We start from the raw sequence: 16,905 nt of genomic DNA, 5'->3' as shown, positions 1-16,905 counted from the left end.
CATGAAGATGCTGGCAGGTCACGAGGCGATGGTCCCTAGTTCTTCAGGACCATTTCCGCGTGGCCGACACCACACAGGGTAGGCGACCCGGGTCTTTCGCCGCTAGTCCTTGGAAGGACCTCTTGCTCTCAGGGTGCCTCGGCGTGGCTCGAGGCTCATGCGAAGGGGGGCACGACTTCTGGGTCGCCTCCCCGCCACAGCGGGACGCGTGCCGCCGACGTCCACCGACCTGAGTCCGGACGTCCGTCCACACCCTGCGTACGAGGGCCTTCACGGATGGGGTCTTCTTTGGGAGACTCTCCGGCACTGCAGGACTTTTCGGGGGAAGGGTCGAGGTGGATCCAGTTCAGGCGACGCTCGCGGACGAGGTCCGCGAGCAGGTGCGCCGCCGTCGCATCGATCCCCAGGTCGAGGCCGACGCGGTGCGCCAGCTCGCGATCGACGTGGTGGCCGAGCACGAGAAGCGGTCGCTGACGGGTGCGGTGCGCTCCCTCGACGAACCGGACCGGATCGTGGGCGGCATCGTCGCCGACGTGGCCGGGTTCGGGCCGTTGCAGGCGTTCCTCGACGACCCGACGGTCGAGGAGGTGTGGATCAACGAGCCGGACCGGGTGTTCGTCGCGCGCGACGGCAAGCACGAGCTGACGTCGGTGATCCTCACGGCTGCGCAGGTGCGCGAGCTGGTCGAGCGGATGCTGTCGTCGTCCGGCCGCAGGCTCGACGTGTCGCAGCCGTTCGTGGACGCGATGCTGCCCGGAGGTCACCGCCTGCACGTGGTCCTGGAGGGCATCTCGCGCGGGTTCAGTGCGGTCAACATCCGCAAGTTCGTCGCGCGGGCCCACTCGCTGGACGACCTCGTGACCCTCGGGACCATCGACGCCACGGCCGCACGGTTCCTGCGAGCAAGCGTCGTGGCGGGGTTGAACGTCGTCGTGTCCGGGGGGACGCAGGCAGGGAAGACGACCCTGTTGAACTGCCTGGCCGCCGCGATCCCTGGGTCGCAACGTCTGCTGACGGTCGAGGAGGTCTTCGAGCTGCAGTGCGGCCGCCACCCCGACTGGGTCGCGCTCCAGTCCCGTCAGGCCGGCCTCGAGGGGACCGGCGAGGTGGATCTGCGGATGCTGGTCAAGGAGGCGCTTCGCATGCGCCCGAGTCGCATCGTGGTGGGCGAGGTCCGCTCCGCCGAGTGTCTCGACATGCTGCTCGCCCTCAACGCCGGTCTCCCCGGGATGGCCAGCGTGCACGCGAGCTCGGCCCGTCAGGCGCTCACCAAGCTCTGCACGCTCCCGCTGCTCGCCGGGGCGAACATCACGAGCGACTTCGTGGTGCCGACCGTCGCGACCTCCGTCGACCTCGTCGTCCACACCTCCATCGACCACGCGGGCAGGCGAGCCGTGCAAGAGGTCGCGGCGGTCACCGGGAGGGTCGAGAACGGTCTCATCGAGACCGAGACGGTCTTCAAGCGCGAAGGAGGCACGCTGAGGCGCGGCCACGGTCGACCGGCTCGGCGCGACGCGTTCGAGCGCGTCGGCATCGATCTCGACGACGTCCTGGTGCCCGAGGAGGACCCCGGATGGGCGCCCTGATCGGACTGGTCCTGGGGCTGGGCCTCGTGCTCGTGCTGTGGGCGCTGGCCGACCCGCACCCGCGACCTCGGGGTCGGTCGACCCGCTCGCTGCGCGAGCTGCTCGACGCCGCCGGGCTCTCCGAGGTGACGCCGGCCGGTCTGTTCGGGCTGTGCGGCGGGTCGTTCCTCGTGGCCGGTCTCGTGATGACGATCGTGTCGCGGGTCCTGGTCGTCGGTCTCGTCTTCGGCGCGCTGGCGGCGCTGCTCCCCGTGGCGACGTTGCGGGGTCGCGCACGTCGGCGTGCACGGGAGCACGCCGACCTGTGGCCCGACGCCGTCGACAACCTCGCCTCCGCGGTGCGCGCCGGACTCTCGCTCCCCGAGGCCGTGGTGCAGCTGGGGGAGCGGGGTCCGGAGGGACTGCGGGAGCCGTTCGTGCGGTTCGGGCGCGACTACCAGTCCACCGGACGGTTCGACGCGGCCCTCGACCGCCTGAAGGTGCGCCTCGCCGACCCGACCGGCGATCGCGTGGTCGAGGCGCTGCGACTTGCGCGCGACGTCGGCGGAGGGGACCTGGGGCGCATGCTTCGCGCACTCTCCGGTTTCCTGCGCGAGGAGGCCCGGACCCGCGGTGAGCTCGAGGCGCGCCAGTCCTGGACCGTGAACGCCGCACGGCTAGCCGTCGGTGCTCCGTGGGTGGTCCTCGCCGCACTCAGCCTGCAGCCGGACGTAGTCGCCAGGTACGCCACCACCACCGGGGCCGTGGTCCTGACCGTGGGCGCGGTCGTGTGCGTGGTCGCCTTCCGGCTGATGCTGTGGATCGGTCGGCTTCCGCAGGAGCGGCGGGTCCTCGCATGAGCCCCGTCGTCGGAGCGGTCCTCGGTGCCGTCCTCGCGAGCGGTCTGCTCCTGGTGCTCACGTCCTGGCGGCGCGTTCGGCACCCCACCCCGATGATGCGGATCGATCCCTACCTCGGCGACGTGCTGCCGACGTCGGCGCGCTCGACCAGCACCGTAGGTGCCGTCTACGGGCCGCTCCTGCGCTCGGTCGGTGACATGGTCGGGCGGGTCACCGGTGGCGCCTCGAGCGTCGAACGACGACTGACCCGTCTCGGGTCGCCCTACGGCGTCGAGGAGCTCCGCATCCAGCAGCTCGTCTGGGGTGCTCTCGGGTTCGGCGTGGCTTCGGTGATCTGCACCGTCGTGTGGACCACGTACGGCGGGTCGCCCCTGGTCCTGATGGTCGTGTGCGTCACCGGCTTCGTCGCAGGCGTCCTCGGGCGGGACACCTGTCTCTCGTCGCAGGTCAAGCGTCATGAGGTCCGGCTGGCCGAGGAGTTCCCCGTCGTGGCCGACCTCCTCGCCCTGGCGGTCGCTGCGGGGGAGAGTCCGGTGGCAGGGCTGGAGCGGGTGCTCCAGGTCCTGCGGGGTGGTCTGGCCGACGAGCTCGGCACCGTCCTGGCCGACGTACGGACCGGGCGGACCGTGCCCGCGGCGTTCGACGCCCTCGCGGCCCGGACGGGCGTCGCGAGCATCGCCCGGTTCGCCGAGGGGCTCGCCGTCGCGGTCGACCGCGGCACCCCGCTCGTCGACGTGCTGCACGCCCAGGCTGCCGACGTGCGCGAGACCGCCCGTCGCGACCTGATGGAGGCCGGCGGCCGCAAGGAGATCCTGATGATGGTCCCCGTCGTCTTCCTCGTGCTGCCGGTCACCGTCGTCTTCGCCTTCTACCCGGGCCTCGTCGGCCTCCGCCTCTCCAGCTGAAGGAGCGTCATGTCACGACTGAACAGAAGAGTCCTCGAACGACTGCAGCATCCCCCGCACGACGAACGGGGTGACGTGCCCGGGTGGGTCATGATCACGGTCATGTCCGCCGGCCTCGTCGCGCTGCTGGCGGCGATCGCCGGCCCGGAGCTGAGCTCGATGCTCAGGGACGCGCTCGACTCGGTGCGTTGAGGTCCGGTGCGGAGCCGACCTCTCGCGAGTGCGAGCGCTCGCATGCTGCCACCGTTCGGGGTGCCCTGGGGGTACGGTGGCCGGAACCCTAGGAGGCACCGTGGCGAACGACGACCTGAAGGCCAAGATGCGCGAGGCCCTCGAGAAGAAGGCCGGCAAGCACCACGCGTCGGCCCAGACCGCCGAGCACGACGGCAGCGAGAAGTCGCACGGTGCCGACAAGCCGATCGCCCAGCCGGAGTTCCGCCGCAAGAGCGTCTGACCCGCCGCGAGCGTCGAGCACACCAGGAGCGCGGGTCGGCCGTCGTCGACTACGTGCTCGTCGTGGTGGTGCTCGTCCCGCTCGTGCTCGGCATCATGCAGCTGGGCCTCGTGCTGCACGTCCGCAACACCCTCACCGCCGCCGCGTCCGACGGCGCGCGAGCAGGTGCCCCGCTCGGCGCCTCGAGCGCTGAGGCGGTGGCGCGGACGCGTCGGATAATCTCGGGCAGCCTGTCCGAGCGGTTCGCGAGGTCGGTGACGGCATCGCAGACGTCGGTCGACGGCGCCCCGGCGCTCGTCGTGCGGGTGCGTGCCGAGGTGCCGGCGCTGGGGGTCCTCGGGCCGAGCGTCTCCCTCGACGTCCGCGGTCGCGCACTCCTGCAGGAGGAGCCGTGAGGTGCGAGCGCGGCTCGGCCCCGGTGGAGTTTGTCTGGCTGACGGTGCTCCTGCTCGTGCCGTTCGTCTACGTGATGATCGCGGTCTTCGACGCCCAGCGGGCCGCCTACGGGGTCTCCTCGGCCAGCAAGGCCGCGGCCCGCGCCTATGTGCAGGCGCCCGACACCGCCACGGCCGCCGACCGGGCGCGCAGGGCCGCAGCGGTGGCGCTCGCCGACCAACGGGTCGACGCCGACGTGGTGGTCACCTGCCTCCCGACGCCGGACGCGTGCCTGCAGCCCGGGTCCTCGGTCCGGGTGTCGGTGCGCACCGTCCAGCCGCTGCCGCTCACCCCGTCGGCGCTGGGGGAGCGGATCGGTGGCATCGCCGTCGACTCCGACCACACCGAGCCGTTCGGCTCGTTCCGGGAGGGCCGATGACGCGCCGGGTGGAGCGCGACGAGCGGGGCAGCGTGACGGTCATGACGATCGGCTTCCTCGTGGTGATCGGCCTGCTCCTCGCGGTCGTGGTGAACGCGTCGTCGGCGTACCTGCAGCGTCAGGAGCTCGCCCACCTGACCGACGGTGCTGCGCTGGCCGCGGCCGACGGCCTCGACGAGGGCGCCTTCTACGCCGACCGGACGATCGAGCTCGATCCCATCGCGTCGCGACAGCTGGTGGCCGGCTACCTCGCGGGCGAGGACGTCGCCGGAGTCGACGTCGCAGTCCGGGGTGACACGGTGAGCGTCCGGCTCGAGCGTGACGTCGAGTTGCCGTTCACACCGCCCGGCTGGCCCGACCAGGCCCGCGTCTCGGCGGAGGCGTCGTCGCAGCTTCGACGCCCGTGACCCGGTACCACTCGCCGGGGCGCGCCCGTCTCGGACACTTCCGGGTCGTGCCGGCCGACCTGACCGCCCCTCAACTGTCCGAAACGGATGTGGGTCAGGGAGGGGCGTTCGAGGCGATCTGGTCGAATAGGGGCATGCGTCGTCTGCTGCTGCCCGTGATCGCCGCCGCCCTCGTGCTCGCCGGGTGCACCGGCGGGGACGACACCCCGGACGGCGGCGAGGAGCCGACGGCCACCGCGTCGCCCACCTTCTCGGCCGACTTCGCCGACCTGGAGGAGGAGTACGACGCGCGCCTCGGCGTCTACGCCATCGACACCGGCACCGGACAGGTCGTCGAGCACCGGGCCGACGAGCGGTTCGCGTACGCGTCGACCATCAAGGCGCTCGCCGTGGGGGCGCTGCTGCACGAGAAGCCGCGCTCCGTGCTGGACCAGACGGTCGAGCTGGGCGAGGAGGACCTCGTCGAGAACTCGCCCGAGCTCGAGAAGGCCGTCGAGGAGGGCGAGACCGACCTGACGGTCCGTGAGCTCGCCGACGCCGCCGTGCGGTACAGCGACAACACCGCCGGCAACCTGCTGTTCGACCTGCTGGGTGGGCCCGAGGAGCTGCAGGGCGTGCTGCGCGAGATCGGCGACGAGACGACGATCGTGTCGCGCATCGAGCCCGAGCTGAACGAGGCCGTCCCCGGCGACGACCGCGACACCACCACGCCCGAGGCGCTCGCCACCACCCTCCGCGCGTTCACGCTGCTCCCGGCCGACGGTGACGCGGTGAACAACGGCTACGCGCGCGCCATGCTCACCGACCTGATGGTCCGCAACACCACCGGTGACGACCTCATCCGCTCGGGCGTCCCCGACAACTGGGAGGTCGCGGACAAGACCGGCGCCGCCGCCTACGGCACCCGCAACGACATCGCCGTGCTGCGCCGCGCCGACGGCGACCCGATCGTGCTCGTCATCATGTCGTCGAAGACCGAGCAGGACGCCGAGTACGACAACGACCTCATCGCCGACGCCACCCGCGTGGCCGTCGCCGGGTTCGACCCCGAGGCCGACTGAGCGACCCCGGAGACCCCCGGGGGCTTCGCAGCGAATTCGCAGCACCCGCTCGTAGCGTCGTCGACGAGAGCCGGGACAGGCCCGGCGAGATCCCTCGGGGGGATTCATGAACCGCATCAGCAGGAAGCTCGCCCTCAGCGTCGCCGGAGCCGCACTCGTCGCCCCGCTCGCCGGGACGTCGGTTGCCGGCGCCTCGCTCGCGCCGACCCAGGGCGAGACGAGCGGCAGCAACGTCACCGCTGTCAGCGACGACACCGTCCAGACCAAGGCGACGATCAGCGGCGCCACGGTCATCACGCGCGCCAAGAAGTGGCTGACGGCCAACAACGGCAAGCCCGTCCCGTACAGCCAGGTCTCGAACTGGAAGGACGGCTACCGCCAGGACTGCTCCGGCTTCGTGAGCATGGCCTACGCGTACGGCAAGCCCGGCCTCAACACGGTCGGTCTGGCCGACTCCAGCGTCAGCACGAGGTTCACCAGCAAGAACAACCTCAGGAAGGGCGACACGATCATCGACCCCAACGGCACGAGCACCTCGCGCCACGTGGTCCTGTTCGAGAAGTGGGCCAACTCGGCCAAGACCCAGTACTGGGCCGTCGAGCAGCGCGGCACCTACGGCACCACCTACCGCAAGCTGTCGTACGGCATCGGCTCGGACCAGTACGACTTCTACCGCCAGAAGAAGCTGTCCTGACTCCCTCCGCAGCACGACGGCGCCCCACCCTCACCGGGTGGGGCGCCGTCTCCGTTCGAGCAGGTCGTGGGCGGCTCCGGGTCAGCAGCCGCCGCAGGTGTGGAAGGTGACGTCCCAGTGGCTGCCCTCCTGGGCGTACTCGTTGCCGGCTCCCGACCGGTAGAGCCGCGCTCCGTCGCTGCGGGTGCCGACGTACGTGAACGTGTTCGTCACGTACGACGTCAGGCAGCTGGAGAGGCTGAAGTCCAGCTTGTAGCCGTTCGCGTGGCTGTAGGTGCCACCCGCGTGACCGGTCTCGGTTCCGCCCGTGATGTTGAGTGCGCAGCCGCTGGCGGACCTCAACGTGCGGGCGCCGTCCACGCTGGTCTGGCGCAGCCCGTCGAACGACGTGCACGTGGGGTTGGTCCGGTCGGTGCATCCGCCCGACGACGACCACGTGATGCCGGCCGCTCTGAACGCCGACTCGGCCTGGGCCTGCGTCACCGCCGAGGCCGACGTGGAGAGGCCGACCACGGCGCCGAGACCGAGCATCGTGCCGGTCAGGAGCACCGCGAGGCGGCGGAGGACGGACGGTCTGGTGCTGTTCCCCGATGTGTTCATGCCCTCCATGCCAACCCGAGGAACCGGCATGGCGCAACCCCCTCCGGGTGACGCTCAGGCGACCAGAACCTGACGCAGCCGCTCGGCGTAGGCCGCAGCCTCGCCTTCCTCGTACGTCGTGCGGGGCCAGAAGAAGCCGCGCAGACCGTCGCCCTTGGTGCGGGGGACCACGTGCACGTGCAGGTGGGGGACGCTCTGCGACACCACGTTGTTCATCGCCACGAACGTGCCCTGGGCGCCCAGGGCCGACGTCATCGCCGCAGCAGTGCGACGGGCCGCGGAGAACAGCGGGACCGTCAGCTCGTCCGGGAGCTCGAGCAACGTGTCCACGTGGACGCGGGGGACGAGTAGCGTGTGACCCCTGAAGACGGGACGATTGTCCAAGAACCCCACGACCGCCGGCTCGTCGAGCACCACCTCGGCAGGTTCGCTCCTACTGACCACGTCGCAGAACAGGCACGCCATGGCTCGATCCCAGCACACGACCGCACGCGCCGCGCGCCGGCCGGCGCTGCTGGCGGGCCTGGTGGTGGCACTCGTCCTCGCGGGGCTGGGGCCCGCCGACGCGGCGTCGCGTCGCGTGTCGCTGACGGTCGCCCCCACGACTCCTCTGGTCGGGGCGAGCGTGAGCGTCTCGGGGACCGTGACGTCCACGCCTCGTCGCACCAAGGTCGTGCTGCAGCGTTGGAGCGGCCGTCGCTGGCTGAGCCTCTCCACCGTGCGCACGGGGACGCGCGGGCGATTCACGGCACGCACCGCCGCGGCGTCACCCGGTCGCTGGTCCTATCGCGTCCGGGTGCCGGCCGCAGGCAAGCGGAAGGCGGTGACCAGTGGTGTCCGGCGCGTGGACGTGCTCCGGGGCAGCAGCGTGAGCCTGTCCGTCGAGCGCCGGTCCGCGGCGTGGACGTTCGTGCAGGTGAGGGGTCTCGTGAGGAACGCGCGGACGGGCGCGCCGGTCCGTCTCGAGCGCCGGGTCGCGGGCGCCTGGCGGCGGGCCGCCGACGGCAGGGTGGGCGCCGGCAGCCGCTACGACGTCGGTCTCGAGCTGCCGGTCGGCACCTCCTCCGTGCGCGTCGTCGCGCCGCGCGACGCATACCGTGCCGCGGCCGTCAGTCCCACTGTCACCGTCACGGTGGCGCCGCCTCCGGCGACCGGCTCGAGCGCGACTCCCACTCCGCCGGCGCAGCCTGCGGCCGAGCCGTCGCGCACGGTCTCCGGCACGATCACGGGCCAGGTCACCTGGGCGGCGGGAAGCACCGTCGTGCTCACCGGTCCGGTCGACGTCGCGGCGGGCGCCACCCTCACGGTGGAGGACGGCGTGGTGGTGCGCTCCGCCGGCCACGCCCTCACCGTCCACGGGACCCTGCGGGCCGGTCGCTCGGGCACCACCACCTTCACGTCCACGTCGACGGCCCCCCGAGCGGGCGACTGGCCGGGCATCCGGGTCGCTCGGCGCGGGCACGCCGACCTCGGGCGGTCGCACGTGTCCGGTGCCGACACCGCACTGCGAGTCGTCCGGGGCGGGTCCGCCCAGTGGCGTGGATCGGTCGCGGCCTCCGCCGCCGGCCTCGACTCCGACGGGTTCGCCGACGCCCGCCACGTCGACTGGGGGAGCCCGACGGGGCCCGCGGCCTTCGGCACCGGCGCCGCCGTGCGGGGGTACGGCGCGCTGGTGGTTCCGTGGCAGGGCTTCACGCCGGGCACGGGCAGCACGTGGCTCGCCGAGGACGCACCGCAGGTGCCCTGCGTCGACGTGGTCCTGGTCGGGGCACGTGGCTCGGGCGAGGCGCCGCAGGGCTCGGACGCCTACGAGGACGCGGCCTTCGGCGGGACGGGAGTCCCGACGTTCGGCGTGCTGCACGGTGCCTACTCGACGGTGCAGGAGGCCCGTCCGGCCACCTCGTTCACGGTGGTGCCCGTCCGGTACGCGGCGGCCGGGTACCCGCCGGCCGACGACTCGGTCGACTGGCCCACGTTCTCGGCGAGCCTGCGGGGCGGTGCCGACGCCGTCGCGGCGCTCACCGCCGACGTCGCGCGTCGCTGCCCCGACAGCCTGGTGGTCCTCGTGGGTGCCTCCCAGGGTGCTGCCGCCGTGCGAGCCGGACTGGTCCAGGCCGACGGGGCGGGTCGGGACGCCGTCGCCGCCGTCGGCCTCCTCGCCGACCCCAGCACCGTCCCGGACGCGAGGGAGACGATCTGGTCGACCTCGTGGACCACCCGGTCCGTCCCGAAGGTCGGTGGCGTCGTCCCGATGTCCTCGTTCGCGCAGGCCGCGACGACCGACCTGCCCGACGACGTCGCCGCACGCACCCTCGCGCTGTGCCACGAGGGTGACGCGGTCTGTGACGCCGGTCCCGACGCCTCGATCGAGCGGCACGCGGACTACTCCGCGCAGGAGACCCTCGACCTGGGCGCGGCCCTGGGCCGTCTGGTGCTCGACCGTCTCGGCGACCGCTGAACCGCCCGGCCGAGCGGCCGCACCCGGGGCCCTGGCGGTAGCCTCGACAGGTGGCCACCGACTTCGCAGAGCAGATCAAGGAGCTCAGCGCGACCCTGACCTCCATCGAGAAGGTCCTCGACCTCGACGCGATGCAGACCGAGATCGACGAGCTGCAGGAGGAGGTCGGCGCACCCGACCTCTGGGACGACCAGGCGAACGCCCAGCGCGTCACCGGTCGACTCTCCGTGCTGCAGTCGCAGATGGAGCGCATCGTCGAGCTGCGCAGCCGCCTCGAGGACCTCGAGGTGCTGGTCGAGCTCTCCCAGGAGGAGGGCGACGCCGACTCCCTCGCCGAGGCCGAGACCGAGCTGACCCGCCTGAAAGCCCTCGTCGAGTCGCTGGAGGTCCGCACGCTGCTCTCGGGTGAGTACGACGAGCGCGAGGCCCTCGTCTCGATCCGCTCCGGCGCCGGCGGTGTGGACGCGGCCGACTTCGCGCTGATGCTGCAGCGCATGTACATCCGCTGGGCCGAGCGGCACGGATACCCCGTCCAGATCTACGACACCTCCTACGCCGAGGAGGCCGGCATCAAGTCGACCACCTTCGCGGTCAAGGCCCCGTACGCCTACGGCACCCTGTCCGTGGAGTCCGGCACGCACCGGCTCGTGCGCATCTCGCCCTTCGACAACCAGGGCCGACGCCAGACCTCGTTCGCGGCCATCGAGGTCGTGCCCGTGCTCGAGCAGACCGACGAGATCGACGTCCCGGAGGAGGAGATCCGCGTCGACGTGTACCGCTCGTCCGGTCCGGGCGGTCAGTCCGTCAACACCACCGACTCCGCGGTGCGGCTCACCCACATCCCCACCGGCGTGGTCGTCAGCTGCCAGAACGAGAAGAGCCAGCTGCAGAACAAGGCCAGCGCCATGGTGATCCTCAAGGCCAAGCTGCTCGCGCTCAAGAAGGCCGAGGAGCGTGCCCACCTCGATGAGCTGCGCGGTGACGTGCAGGCGTCGTGGGGCGACCAGATGCGCAACTACGTGCTCAACCCGTACCAGATGGTCAAGGACCTGCGCACCGATCACGAGACCGGCCAGACCCAAGCCGTCCTCGACGGCGAGATCGACGACTTCATCGAGGCCGGCATCCGCTGGCGCAAGAACCAGGAGACGGCGAACGCCTGACGCCCTAGGTGCGCCGCGACCGGTGCAGCAGGTACAGGAAGTACGGCGTGCCGATGGCCGCGGTCAGCAGGCTGGCCGACAGCTGCGTCGGCGCCACGACCGTGCGGCCGAGCAGGTCCGACAGGCTCAGCACGATCGCGCCCAGCAGTGCCGCCACCGGGATCACGAGACGGTGACGCCGCCCCACCAGAGCACGTGCGGCGTGGGGCGCCACGAGCCCCACGAAGCCGACGACGCCGATGACCGAGACCGCCGCCGCCGTGAGCAGCGTGCCGCTGCCGAGCAGCAGCAGACGCGAACGGGCGGGGTCCACCCCGACCACGCGCGGCGTGTCCTCGTCGACCGACAGCAGGTCGAGACGACGTGACGCCGCGAAGGCGATCGGCAGGAGGACGACGCACGCGACCACGAGCGGCGTCAGGTGCTCGTAGGCGCGACCGTAGGTCGACCCCGACAGCCAGGTGAGTGCCTTGGCCGCGTTGAACGGGTCGGTGGCCACGATCAGCACGGTCACGGTGGCCGTGGCGCCGTAGGCCACGCCCACGCCCAGCAGCACGAGCCGGTCGGTGGCGAAGCCGCTGCGTGCGGCGAGGCCGAACACGAGCGTCGCGGCCAGCAGCGCCCCGGTCACGCTCGCCCCCGAGATCGCCCAGAAGCTCGCGGCCGGCACCGCAGTGACCACGACGACGGCCCCGACCGAGGCGCCTCCGGACACGCCGAGCAGGGTCGGGTCCGCGAGGGGGTTGCGGGTCACGCCCTGGATGAGTGCACCCGACACGGCCAGCGCGACCCCGGCGAGCACGGCCGCGACGATCCGCGGCGCCCGGGCGTCCATGACGCTCGACGTGATCGGGCCACCGCGGCCGGCGAGCCAGTTGAGCAGGTCGCCGACCAGGAACATCCGGTCGCCCACCAGCATCGACGCGCCCGCGACCACCACCAGCAGGACCACCAGCACGCCGATCAGCAGACCGGGGCGACGCACCCCCAGTCCGCGCACGTCGAGCGCGTTGCCCGCCTCGTCCAGCCGTGATGCGCGCAGCCGCATCGCGAAGCCGACCAGCACCACCGCGCCGAGGATCGTGGTGGCCACCCCGGTGGGCACCTGCACCGCCCGTTGGGAGCCCATGACCGCCCGCACCGTCACGTCGGCGAGCAGCACCACCGCCACGCCGGCCAGGCCCGACAGCGGCACGAGCGCACGGTGACGGTGCAGGCCCTTGACCCGCGACGTGCCCAGCCGCACGAGGGCGGGGGCGACGAGACCGATGAAGCCGATGGGCCCGGCCACGGTCACGGAGACCGCCGAGAGCAGGACGGCCAGGACGATCACCGTCAGCTGGGTCCTGCGCACCGGCACGCCCAGCGACCGGGCCTCGTCGTCGCCGAGGGTGAGCAGGTCGAGGCGTCGCGCGTGCAGCAGCGTCACGGCCACCACCACGACCATGAGCGGGGCCATCAGGCGCAGCGTGCCGAAGCCGTTCTGGCTGAGCGTCCCCGCCTGCCACGCCTGCAGGCCGATGGCGCCCTGCGGGTCGAGGATGATCAGCATCGTCGAGATCGCCATGAAGCCCAGCGAGATCACGGTGCCCGCGAGCACCAGCCGGACGGTGCCGTACTCGGTGCCCGCCAGCGCGAAGACGACGAGAGCCGCGAGGAGGCCGCCACCGAAGGCGAGCACGAGGTCGCCCGCGATCACCGACGGCACGCCGACCGTCGCGCCGACGGTGACGGCGAGGAACGCTCCGGAGTTCACCGCGAGCGTGTCGGGGGAGGCCAGCATGTTGCGCGCCACCGACTGCATCACGGCGCCGGCGACGCCGAGGGACAGGCCCACGACCACGCCCGCGGCCAGGCGCGGCAGACGTGACTCGACGACGACCGCGGTCGCCTGCCCCGACCCGGTCCTGGTGAGCCAGCCCCACAGCTCCGGGACGCCGACGTCGGCGGTGCCCTGCACCACGTGCACGGCCGACACCACGAGGATGGCGATCAACAGCCCGAGGGCCACGACCGCGACCCTCCACACGGAGGTGGGCGCGCCGACCGGCGTCGGGGAGGTGTGCTCCTCGACGCCGGGGCGCTCTGCCGTCAGGGTCATGGGGCCGTGAGGGTCATGCGGTCGTGGCCTCGGGGTCCAGGTCGTCAGTCGCTCAGGAGACCTGGTCCGCGACGGCGTCCAGGAACTGGATCATCGACTTCGGACCACCGAACATCCAGATCTTGTCGGGGAAGCGGACCACGTCGCCGCTCTCCACGAACGGCAGCGACGTCCAGACGGTGTTGTCCTTCAGCGTGTCCGCGTACGGGTCGGTCTCGGCGTCGTTGGCGATGTACCAGTACTGCGTGTCGTCGGGCAGCTTGGTCAGGCCCTCCACGTCGGTCTGGGCCAGGCCGTAGGCCGGGTCGGGCTCGAGGCCGTCGATGGCGTCCCAGGCGTTCTCGAAGCCGAGCTCGCCCAGGATCGTGCCGAGCTGCGACGTGGCCGTGTAGGGCCGGACCGAGACGGCGTCGCCGGTGTCGTAGGCGTCGCTGAACGCCACGGTGGCGCCGGCGGCGTCGGAGTCGGCGACGGCCTTCTTGGTGTCGGCGAGCTTCTCGTCGAACTCGGCCTTCAGGTCCTTCGCCTCGTCCTCGGTGCCGGTGGCCTTGGCCACCAGGTCGAGGTTGGCGAACATCTGGTCGATCTGCTCGCCGGCCTTGCCGCCGGGCAGCACGATCACCGGGATGGTCTTCTCGATCTGCTCCACGGCATCGCCGGCGAGGGTGTCGGTGACGACGAGCGCGTCGAGGTCGAGCGAGGCCAGCGTGTCCAGGCTCGGCTCGCCACGCGTGCCGAGGTCGGTCACGTCGTCGCCGAGCTCCACCGCGCTGTCCCAGGTGGCGAAGCCCTTGACGTCGGACACGCCGACCGGCTGGACGCCGAGCGACACGAGGTACTCGGCCGCGTTCCACTCAGTTGCGGCCACGCGGGTGGCGGGACCGTCGAGGGTGATCTCCTTGCCGCGCGAGTCGGTGAGGGTGATCTTCTCCCCGCTGGACTCCGAGGAGCCGTCGGAGGCGTCCTCGGTGGTGCCGCAGGCGGCGAGCACGGTGGCGAGCAGGGCGGTGGCTGCCACGAGCGGCAGGCGGATGGACGTCACGGGTTCTCCTGAAGGGGGGTCGGACGGGTGTGGTGACGGGCCACGGCGCGGGTGCGGACGTGGCCGGTGGAGGGGTCGACGTGGACGTCGACCTGGATGCCGTAGGCGGCGCTCAAGCGCGCCGAGGTGAGGACGTCGGCGGGAGGGCCGGCCGCGTCGACGCGGCCGTCGACGAGCAGCACGACGTCGTCGGCGATCGCGGCGGCCTGGTCGAGGTCGTGCAGGACGATGCCGATCGCGATGTCGTGGTGGTCGGCGAGGTCGCGGACCGTGTCGAGCAGCTCCACCTGGTAGCGCAGGTCCAGGAACGTGGTGGGTTCGTCGAGCAGCAGCACGGCCGTGTCCTGCGCCAGGCAGCTGGCCAGCCAGACGCGCTGCAGCTGCCCGCCCGACAGGGTGTCGACGGGACGGTCGGCGAGCTCGGTGACGCCGCACATCCCCATCACGCGGTCGACGACGACGGCGCCGTCGGGGTCGCCACCGCCCCAGCGGCCGCGGTGCGGGTGGCGGCCGTACTCCACGACCTCCCGGACCGACACGCCGCCGGGCACGCTCCGCGACTGCGAGAGCAGGGTGAGCCGCGTGGCCAGGTCACGGCCGGGCAGGTCGCCGACGGCGGTGCCGTCGCCCAGCTCCACCCGGCCGGACTCCGGCTCGTGCAGGTGGGCCAGCGACCGCAGCAGGGTCGACTTGCCCGAGCCGTTCGGTCCGATCAGCGCCGTGACCCGGCCCGCGTGCAGTGCGACGTCGACGTCGTGGACGACCGTCGCGCGTCGGTAGCCGGCCACGATGCCGGTGCCGCGGAGCTGAAGGGTCGAGGTGCGGGGCACGCGACAAAGGTAAGGCACACCTATGTGACGCGTCGACGTCGGCCCCGCACCTCACACCTGCACGGGCTGCGTCGTCGTAGGGGTGTGAACACGACGACACGACGATCGATCCTGCTGGTGACCGCGGTCATCGGGCTCTACGTCGGGCTGTGGGCGGCCGCTGCGCCGCGCTCCTTCTACGACTCGTTCCCCGGCCTCGGCTCGGTGTGGGTCGCGGTGGACGGCCCGTACAACGAGCACCTGGTGCGCGACGTCGGGGCGCTCTACCTCGGCCTCGCCGCTGCGAGCGTGGTCGCAGCAGCGAGCCACCGCGTCGAGGGCGGTCGTGCGGTCGGCGTGGCATGGCTGGTGTTCTCGGTTCCCCACCTGACCTACCACCTGGCGCACCTGGAGGGCTTCACCGTCCGGGACGTCATCGGTCAGGTCGTCGCGCTGAGCGCCACGGTGGTGCTCGCGGTACCGCTGGTCGCCCCTGCCCGGGCGAGAAGCACCGAACGTCCCACAGGAAGGAAGACGCCATGAAGATCGCCGTCGCCGGAGGAACCGGCATGGTCGGGAGGCACGTCGTCGACGTCGCCCGCGCCGAGGGCCACGAGGTCGTCGTGCTGTCGCGTGCGGCGGGGGTGGACCTCACCGGAGGCGAGGGCCTCGACGTCGCCCTCGCCGGGGTCGACGTCGTCGTCGACGTCACCTCGACCGCGACACAGGACGCGCAGGAGTCACGACGGTTCTTCGACGCGGTGACCCGCCACCTGCTCGCGGCGGAGGAGCGTGCCGGGGTGGGTCACCACGTGGCGCTCGGCATCGTCGGCAGCGACCGCGCGACCGGCGGCTACTACGCCGGCAAGGTGCACCAGGAGCAGCTCGTCGAGTCCGGTGCCGTGCCCTGGACGATCCTGCGCGCGACCCAGTTCCACGAGTTCGCCCAGCAGCTGCACGGGCAGGTCACCGTCGGACCCCTGGTGCTCGTCCCGGTCATGCGCAGCGAGCCCGTCGCGGCTCGCGAGGTGGCCGAGCGTCTCGTCACGCTCGCCGCCGGCGAGCCGGTCGGACGGGCCACCGACCTGGGCGGCCCCGACGTCCGCCGCATGGTCGACATGGTGCGGGCGTACGCGCGACGGGCTGGTGACCGACGGCCCGTCCTCGCCCTGCCGCTGCCCGGCCCGCTCGGTCGTGGCATGCGCAACGGAGCGCTGCTCACGCGCGACGGAGCCGACCACGGCACGACCAGCTTCGAGACCTGGCTGTCGAGCGTCACTCCGGACGCCGTCCGATGACCAGCGATGATGACCCGATGAGTGAACCGTCGCTGGGTCCGGCGCTCGCGGAGCGTGAGCGGCTCCTGGCCACCGCCTTCCGACTGCTGGGCACGCGGGCGGACGCCGAGGACGCCGTGCAGGAGGCCTATGCACGCTGGTACCGGCTCGACGACGCCGAGCGCGCCGCCGTCCGACGTCCGGGCGCGTGGCTCACCACGGTGGTGAGCCGTGTCTGCCTGGACCAGCTCGGCTCCGCGAGGGCTCGTCGGGAGCGGTACGTCGGTCCGTGGCTGCCCGAGCCGCTGCCCGACCCCGATGCGCTGAGCGACCCCGCCGACCGGGTGACGCTGGACGACCAGGTGACGTCGGCGGTCATGGTGCTGCTGGAGTCGTTGACCCCGGCCGAGCGGGTCTCGTTCGTGCTGCACGACGTCTTCGGTCTGCCGTTCGACGAGGTCGCGGCGGTGGTGGGCCGCTCACCGCAGGCCTGCCGCAAGCTCGCCTCGGCGGCTCGTGCCGACCTGCGCGAGCGGCGCCGGCGTGAGGCCGCCGCGCGGGATCACGACGCGGTGGTGCGGTCCTTTCTCGCGGCCTGCGCCACCGGTGACATCGCCCAGCTGCTGCCGTTGCTCGACCCCGACGTCTCGCTCGCGTCGGACGGAGGCGGCATCGTCCGGGCCGCCCGCAACGTG

At 72.2% G+C, this 16,905-nt stretch carries 20 protein-coding genes; 15 read left to right on the top strand and 5 right to left on the bottom strand.

The genetic code is table 11. The features are described 5' to 3' along the window. Nucleotides 1-335: 335 nt before the first annotated feature. The 10 genes from ASF38_RS05835 (at nt 336) to ASF38_RS05795 (ending at nt 6,760) form a co-directional block, all read left to right on the top strand. On the top strand, nt 336-1,586 hold the full coding sequence (locus ASF38_RS05835) for a CpaF family protein (protein ID WP_055968837.1): 1,251 nt from the start codon (nt 336-338) through the stop codon (nt 1,584-1,586). Beyond that, nucleotides 1,574-2,425, top strand: a complete 852-nt coding sequence (locus ASF38_RS05830; protein WP_055968835.1) for a type II secretion system F family protein — start codon at nt 1,574-1,576, stop codon at nt 2,423-2,425. Before ASF38_RS05835 ends, ASF38_RS05830 begins: the two co-directional genes overlap by 13 nt. Then, the gene (locus ASF38_RS05825; protein ID WP_055968833.1) at nt 2,422-3,330 is read left to right on the top strand and encodes a type II secretion system F family protein; all 909 of its coding nucleotides are present in this window, start codon (nt 2,422-2,424) and stop codon (nt 3,328-3,330) included. The genes ASF38_RS05830 and ASF38_RS05825 overlap by 4 nt, the downstream gene beginning before the upstream one ends. 9 nt (nt 3,331-3,339) lie before the next feature. Next, nucleotides 3,340-3,522, top strand: a complete 183-nt coding sequence (locus tag ASF38_RS05820) for a hypothetical protein (protein WP_055968831.1) — start codon at nt 3,340-3,342, stop codon at nt 3,520-3,522. 100 nt (nt 3,523-3,622) lie between these two features. Continuing rightward, on the top strand, nt 3,623-3,784 hold the full coding sequence (locus ASF38_RS17450) for a DUF5302 domain-containing protein (protein WP_156364647.1): 162 nt from the start codon (nt 3,623-3,625) through the stop codon (nt 3,782-3,784). Then, the gene (locus ASF38_RS05815) at nt 3,781-4,179 is read left to right on the top strand and encodes a TadE family protein (RefSeq protein ID WP_056574727.1); all 399 of its coding nucleotides are present in this window, start codon (nt 3,781-3,783) and stop codon (nt 4,177-4,179) included. Before ASF38_RS17450 ends, ASF38_RS05815 begins: the two co-directional genes overlap by 4 nt. Next, entirely contained in the window at nt 4,176-4,598 is a 423-nt protein-coding gene (locus ASF38_RS05810) for a hypothetical protein (protein WP_056552297.1), read from the top strand. Before ASF38_RS05815 ends, ASF38_RS05810 begins: the two co-directional genes overlap by 4 nt. Then, entirely contained in the window at nt 4,595-5,005 is a 411-nt protein-coding gene (locus ASF38_RS05805; protein ID WP_082480476.1) for a pilus assembly protein TadG-related protein, read from the top strand. The genes ASF38_RS05810 and ASF38_RS05805 overlap by 4 nt, the downstream gene beginning before the upstream one ends. 134 nt (nt 5,006-5,139) lie before the next feature. Beyond that, nucleotides 5,140-6,066, top strand: a complete 927-nt coding sequence (gene bla, locus ASF38_RS05800) for a class A beta-lactamase (protein WP_055968826.1) — start codon at nt 5,140-5,142, stop codon at nt 6,064-6,066. Between the two features lie 106 nt (nt 6,067-6,172). Beyond that, nucleotides 6,173-6,760 (top strand): hypothetical protein, encoded by a 588-nt coding sequence (locus ASF38_RS05795; RefSeq protein WP_056574360.1) that lies wholly within the window; start codon nt 6,173-6,175, stop codon nt 6,758-6,760. An 81-nt stretch (nt 6,761-6,841) separates the two neighbouring features. On the opposite strand, the gene ASF38_RS05790 is transcribed toward ASF38_RS05795, so the two are convergent. Beyond that, nucleotides 6,842-7,360, bottom strand: coding sequence for a hypothetical protein (locus tag ASF38_RS05790; protein ID WP_055968824.1), 519 nt, complete (start codon nt 7,358-7,360; stop codon nt 6,842-6,844). Nucleotides 7,361-7,414: 54 nt separating this feature from the next. Beyond that, complete coding sequence (locus ASF38_RS05785; protein ID WP_055968822.1) at nt 7,415-7,825, bottom strand: HIT family protein; 411 nt, start codon at nt 7,823-7,825, stop codon at nt 7,415-7,417. Here ASF38_RS05785 and ASF38_RS05780 point away from each other — a divergent pair. Both ASF38_RS05780 and prfB read left to right on the top strand, forming a co-directional pair. Beyond that, nucleotides 7,824-9,818: a cutinase family protein gene (locus tag ASF38_RS05780; RefSeq protein ID WP_056574358.1), complete on the top strand. Its 1,995-nt coding sequence runs from the start codon at nt 7,824-7,826 to the stop codon at nt 9,816-9,818. The two genes, ASF38_RS05785 and ASF38_RS05780, sit on opposite strands and share 2 nt — an antisense overlap. A gap of 50 nt (nt 9,819-9,868) precedes the next feature. Next, nucleotides 9,869-10,981, top strand: a complete 1,113-nt coding sequence (prfB, locus tag ASF38_RS05775) for a peptide chain release factor 2 (RefSeq protein ID WP_056574352.1) — start codon at nt 9,869-9,871, stop codon at nt 10,979-10,981. A gap of 4 nt (nt 10,982-10,985) precedes the next feature. On the opposite strand, the gene ASF38_RS05770 is transcribed toward prfB, so the two are convergent. The 3 genes from ASF38_RS05770 to ASF38_RS05760 are packed head-to-tail and all read right to left on the bottom strand — an operon-like array spanning nt 10,986 to nt 14,954. After that, nucleotides 10,986-13,082 carry an iron ABC transporter permease gene (locus ASF38_RS05770; protein ID WP_056574349.1) on the bottom strand — a complete coding sequence of 699 codons (2,097 nt, stop codon included), beginning with the start codon at nt 13,080-13,082 and terminating at the stop codon, nt 10,986-10,988. Nucleotides 13,083-13,134: 52 nt separating this feature from the next. After that, complete coding sequence (locus ASF38_RS05765; RefSeq protein ID WP_235497449.1) at nt 13,135-14,124, bottom strand: iron-siderophore ABC transporter substrate-binding protein; 990 nt, start codon at nt 14,122-14,124, stop codon at nt 13,135-13,137. Next, a complete protein-coding gene (locus tag ASF38_RS05760) occupies nt 14,121-14,954 on the bottom strand; it encodes an ABC transporter ATP-binding protein (protein WP_082480475.1) in 834 nt (277 codons plus the stop codon). Before ASF38_RS05760 ends, ASF38_RS05765 begins: the two co-directional genes overlap by 4 nt. Before the next feature lie 117 nt (nt 14,955-15,071). Here ASF38_RS05760 and ASF38_RS05755 point away from each other — a divergent pair, with 117 nt between their 5' ends. The 3 genes from ASF38_RS05755 to ASF38_RS05745 all read left to right on the top strand — a co-directional run. Beyond that, nucleotides 15,072-15,476 (top strand): hypothetical protein, encoded by a 405-nt coding sequence (locus ASF38_RS05755; protein WP_200914434.1) that lies wholly within the window; start codon nt 15,072-15,074, stop codon nt 15,474-15,476. Next, nucleotides 15,473-16,231, top strand: coding sequence for an SDR family oxidoreductase (locus ASF38_RS05750; protein WP_055968815.1), 759 nt, complete (start codon nt 15,473-15,475; stop codon nt 16,229-16,231). The genes ASF38_RS05755 and ASF38_RS05750 overlap by 4 nt, the downstream gene beginning before the upstream one ends. A 17-nt stretch (nt 16,232-16,248) precedes the next feature. Further along, nucleotides 16,249-16,905 (top strand): sigma-70 family RNA polymerase sigma factor (locus tag ASF38_RS05745; RefSeq protein ID WP_056574345.1); only part of this gene is annotated, 657 nt, incomplete at its 3' end.

Origin of the sequence: Aeromicrobium sp. Leaf272, from assembly GCF_001422865.1 — a bacterium.
Classification (GTDB): Bacteria; Actinomycetota; Actinomycetes; order Propionibacteriales; family Nocardioidaceae; genus Aeromicrobium.
The sequence above is the reverse complement of the archived record's forward strand: the minus strand, read 5'-3'. Positions and strand labels throughout refer to the sequence as shown.

What these genes read in the sequence shown, in the direction of transcription:
- ASF38_RS05830 (WP_055968835.1), top strand. Translation starts at nt 1,574, where the DNA reads ATGGGCGCCCTGATCGGACTGGTCCTGGGGCTGGGCCTCGTGCTCGTG.
- ASF38_RS05825 (WP_055968833.1), top strand. Translation starts at nt 2,422, where the DNA reads ATGAGCCCCGTCGTCGGAGCGGTCCTCGGTGCCGTCCTCGCGAGCGGT.
- ASF38_RS05820 (WP_055968831.1), top strand. Translation starts at nt 3,340, where the DNA reads ATGTCACGACTGAACAGAAGAGTCCTCGAACGACTGCAGCATCCCCCG.
- ASF38_RS05805 (WP_082480476.1), top strand. Translation starts at nt 4,595, where the DNA reads ATGACGCGCCGGGTGGAGCGCGACGAGCGGGGCAGCGTGACGGTCATG.
- bla (WP_055968826.1), top strand. Translation starts at nt 5,140, where the DNA reads ATGCGTCGTCTGCTGCTGCCCGTGATCGCCGCCGCCCTCGTGCTCGCC.
- ASF38_RS05795 (WP_056574360.1), top strand. Translation starts at nt 6,173, where the DNA reads ATGAACCGCATCAGCAGGAAGCTCGCCCTCAGCGTCGCCGGAGCCGCA.
- ASF38_RS05790 (WP_055968824.1), bottom strand. Translation starts at nt 7,360, where the DNA reads ATGAACACATCGGGGAACAGCACCAGACCGTCCGTCCTCCGCCGCCTC.
- ASF38_RS05780 (WP_056574358.1), top strand. Translation starts at nt 7,824, where the DNA reads ATGGCTCGATCCCAGCACACGACCGCACGCGCCGCGCGCCGGCCGGCG.
- ASF38_RS05785 (WP_055968822.1), bottom strand. Translation starts at nt 7,825, where the DNA reads ATGGCGTGCCTGTTCTGCGACGTGGTCAGTAGGAGCGAACCTGCCGAG.
- ASF38_RS05770 (WP_056574349.1), bottom strand. Translation starts at nt 13,082, where the DNA reads ATGACCCTGACGGCAGAGCGCCCCGGCGTCGAGGAGCACACCTCCCCG.
- ASF38_RS05750 (WP_055968815.1), top strand. Translation starts at nt 15,473, where the DNA reads ATGAAGATCGCCGTCGCCGGAGGAACCGGCATGGTCGGGAGGCACGTC.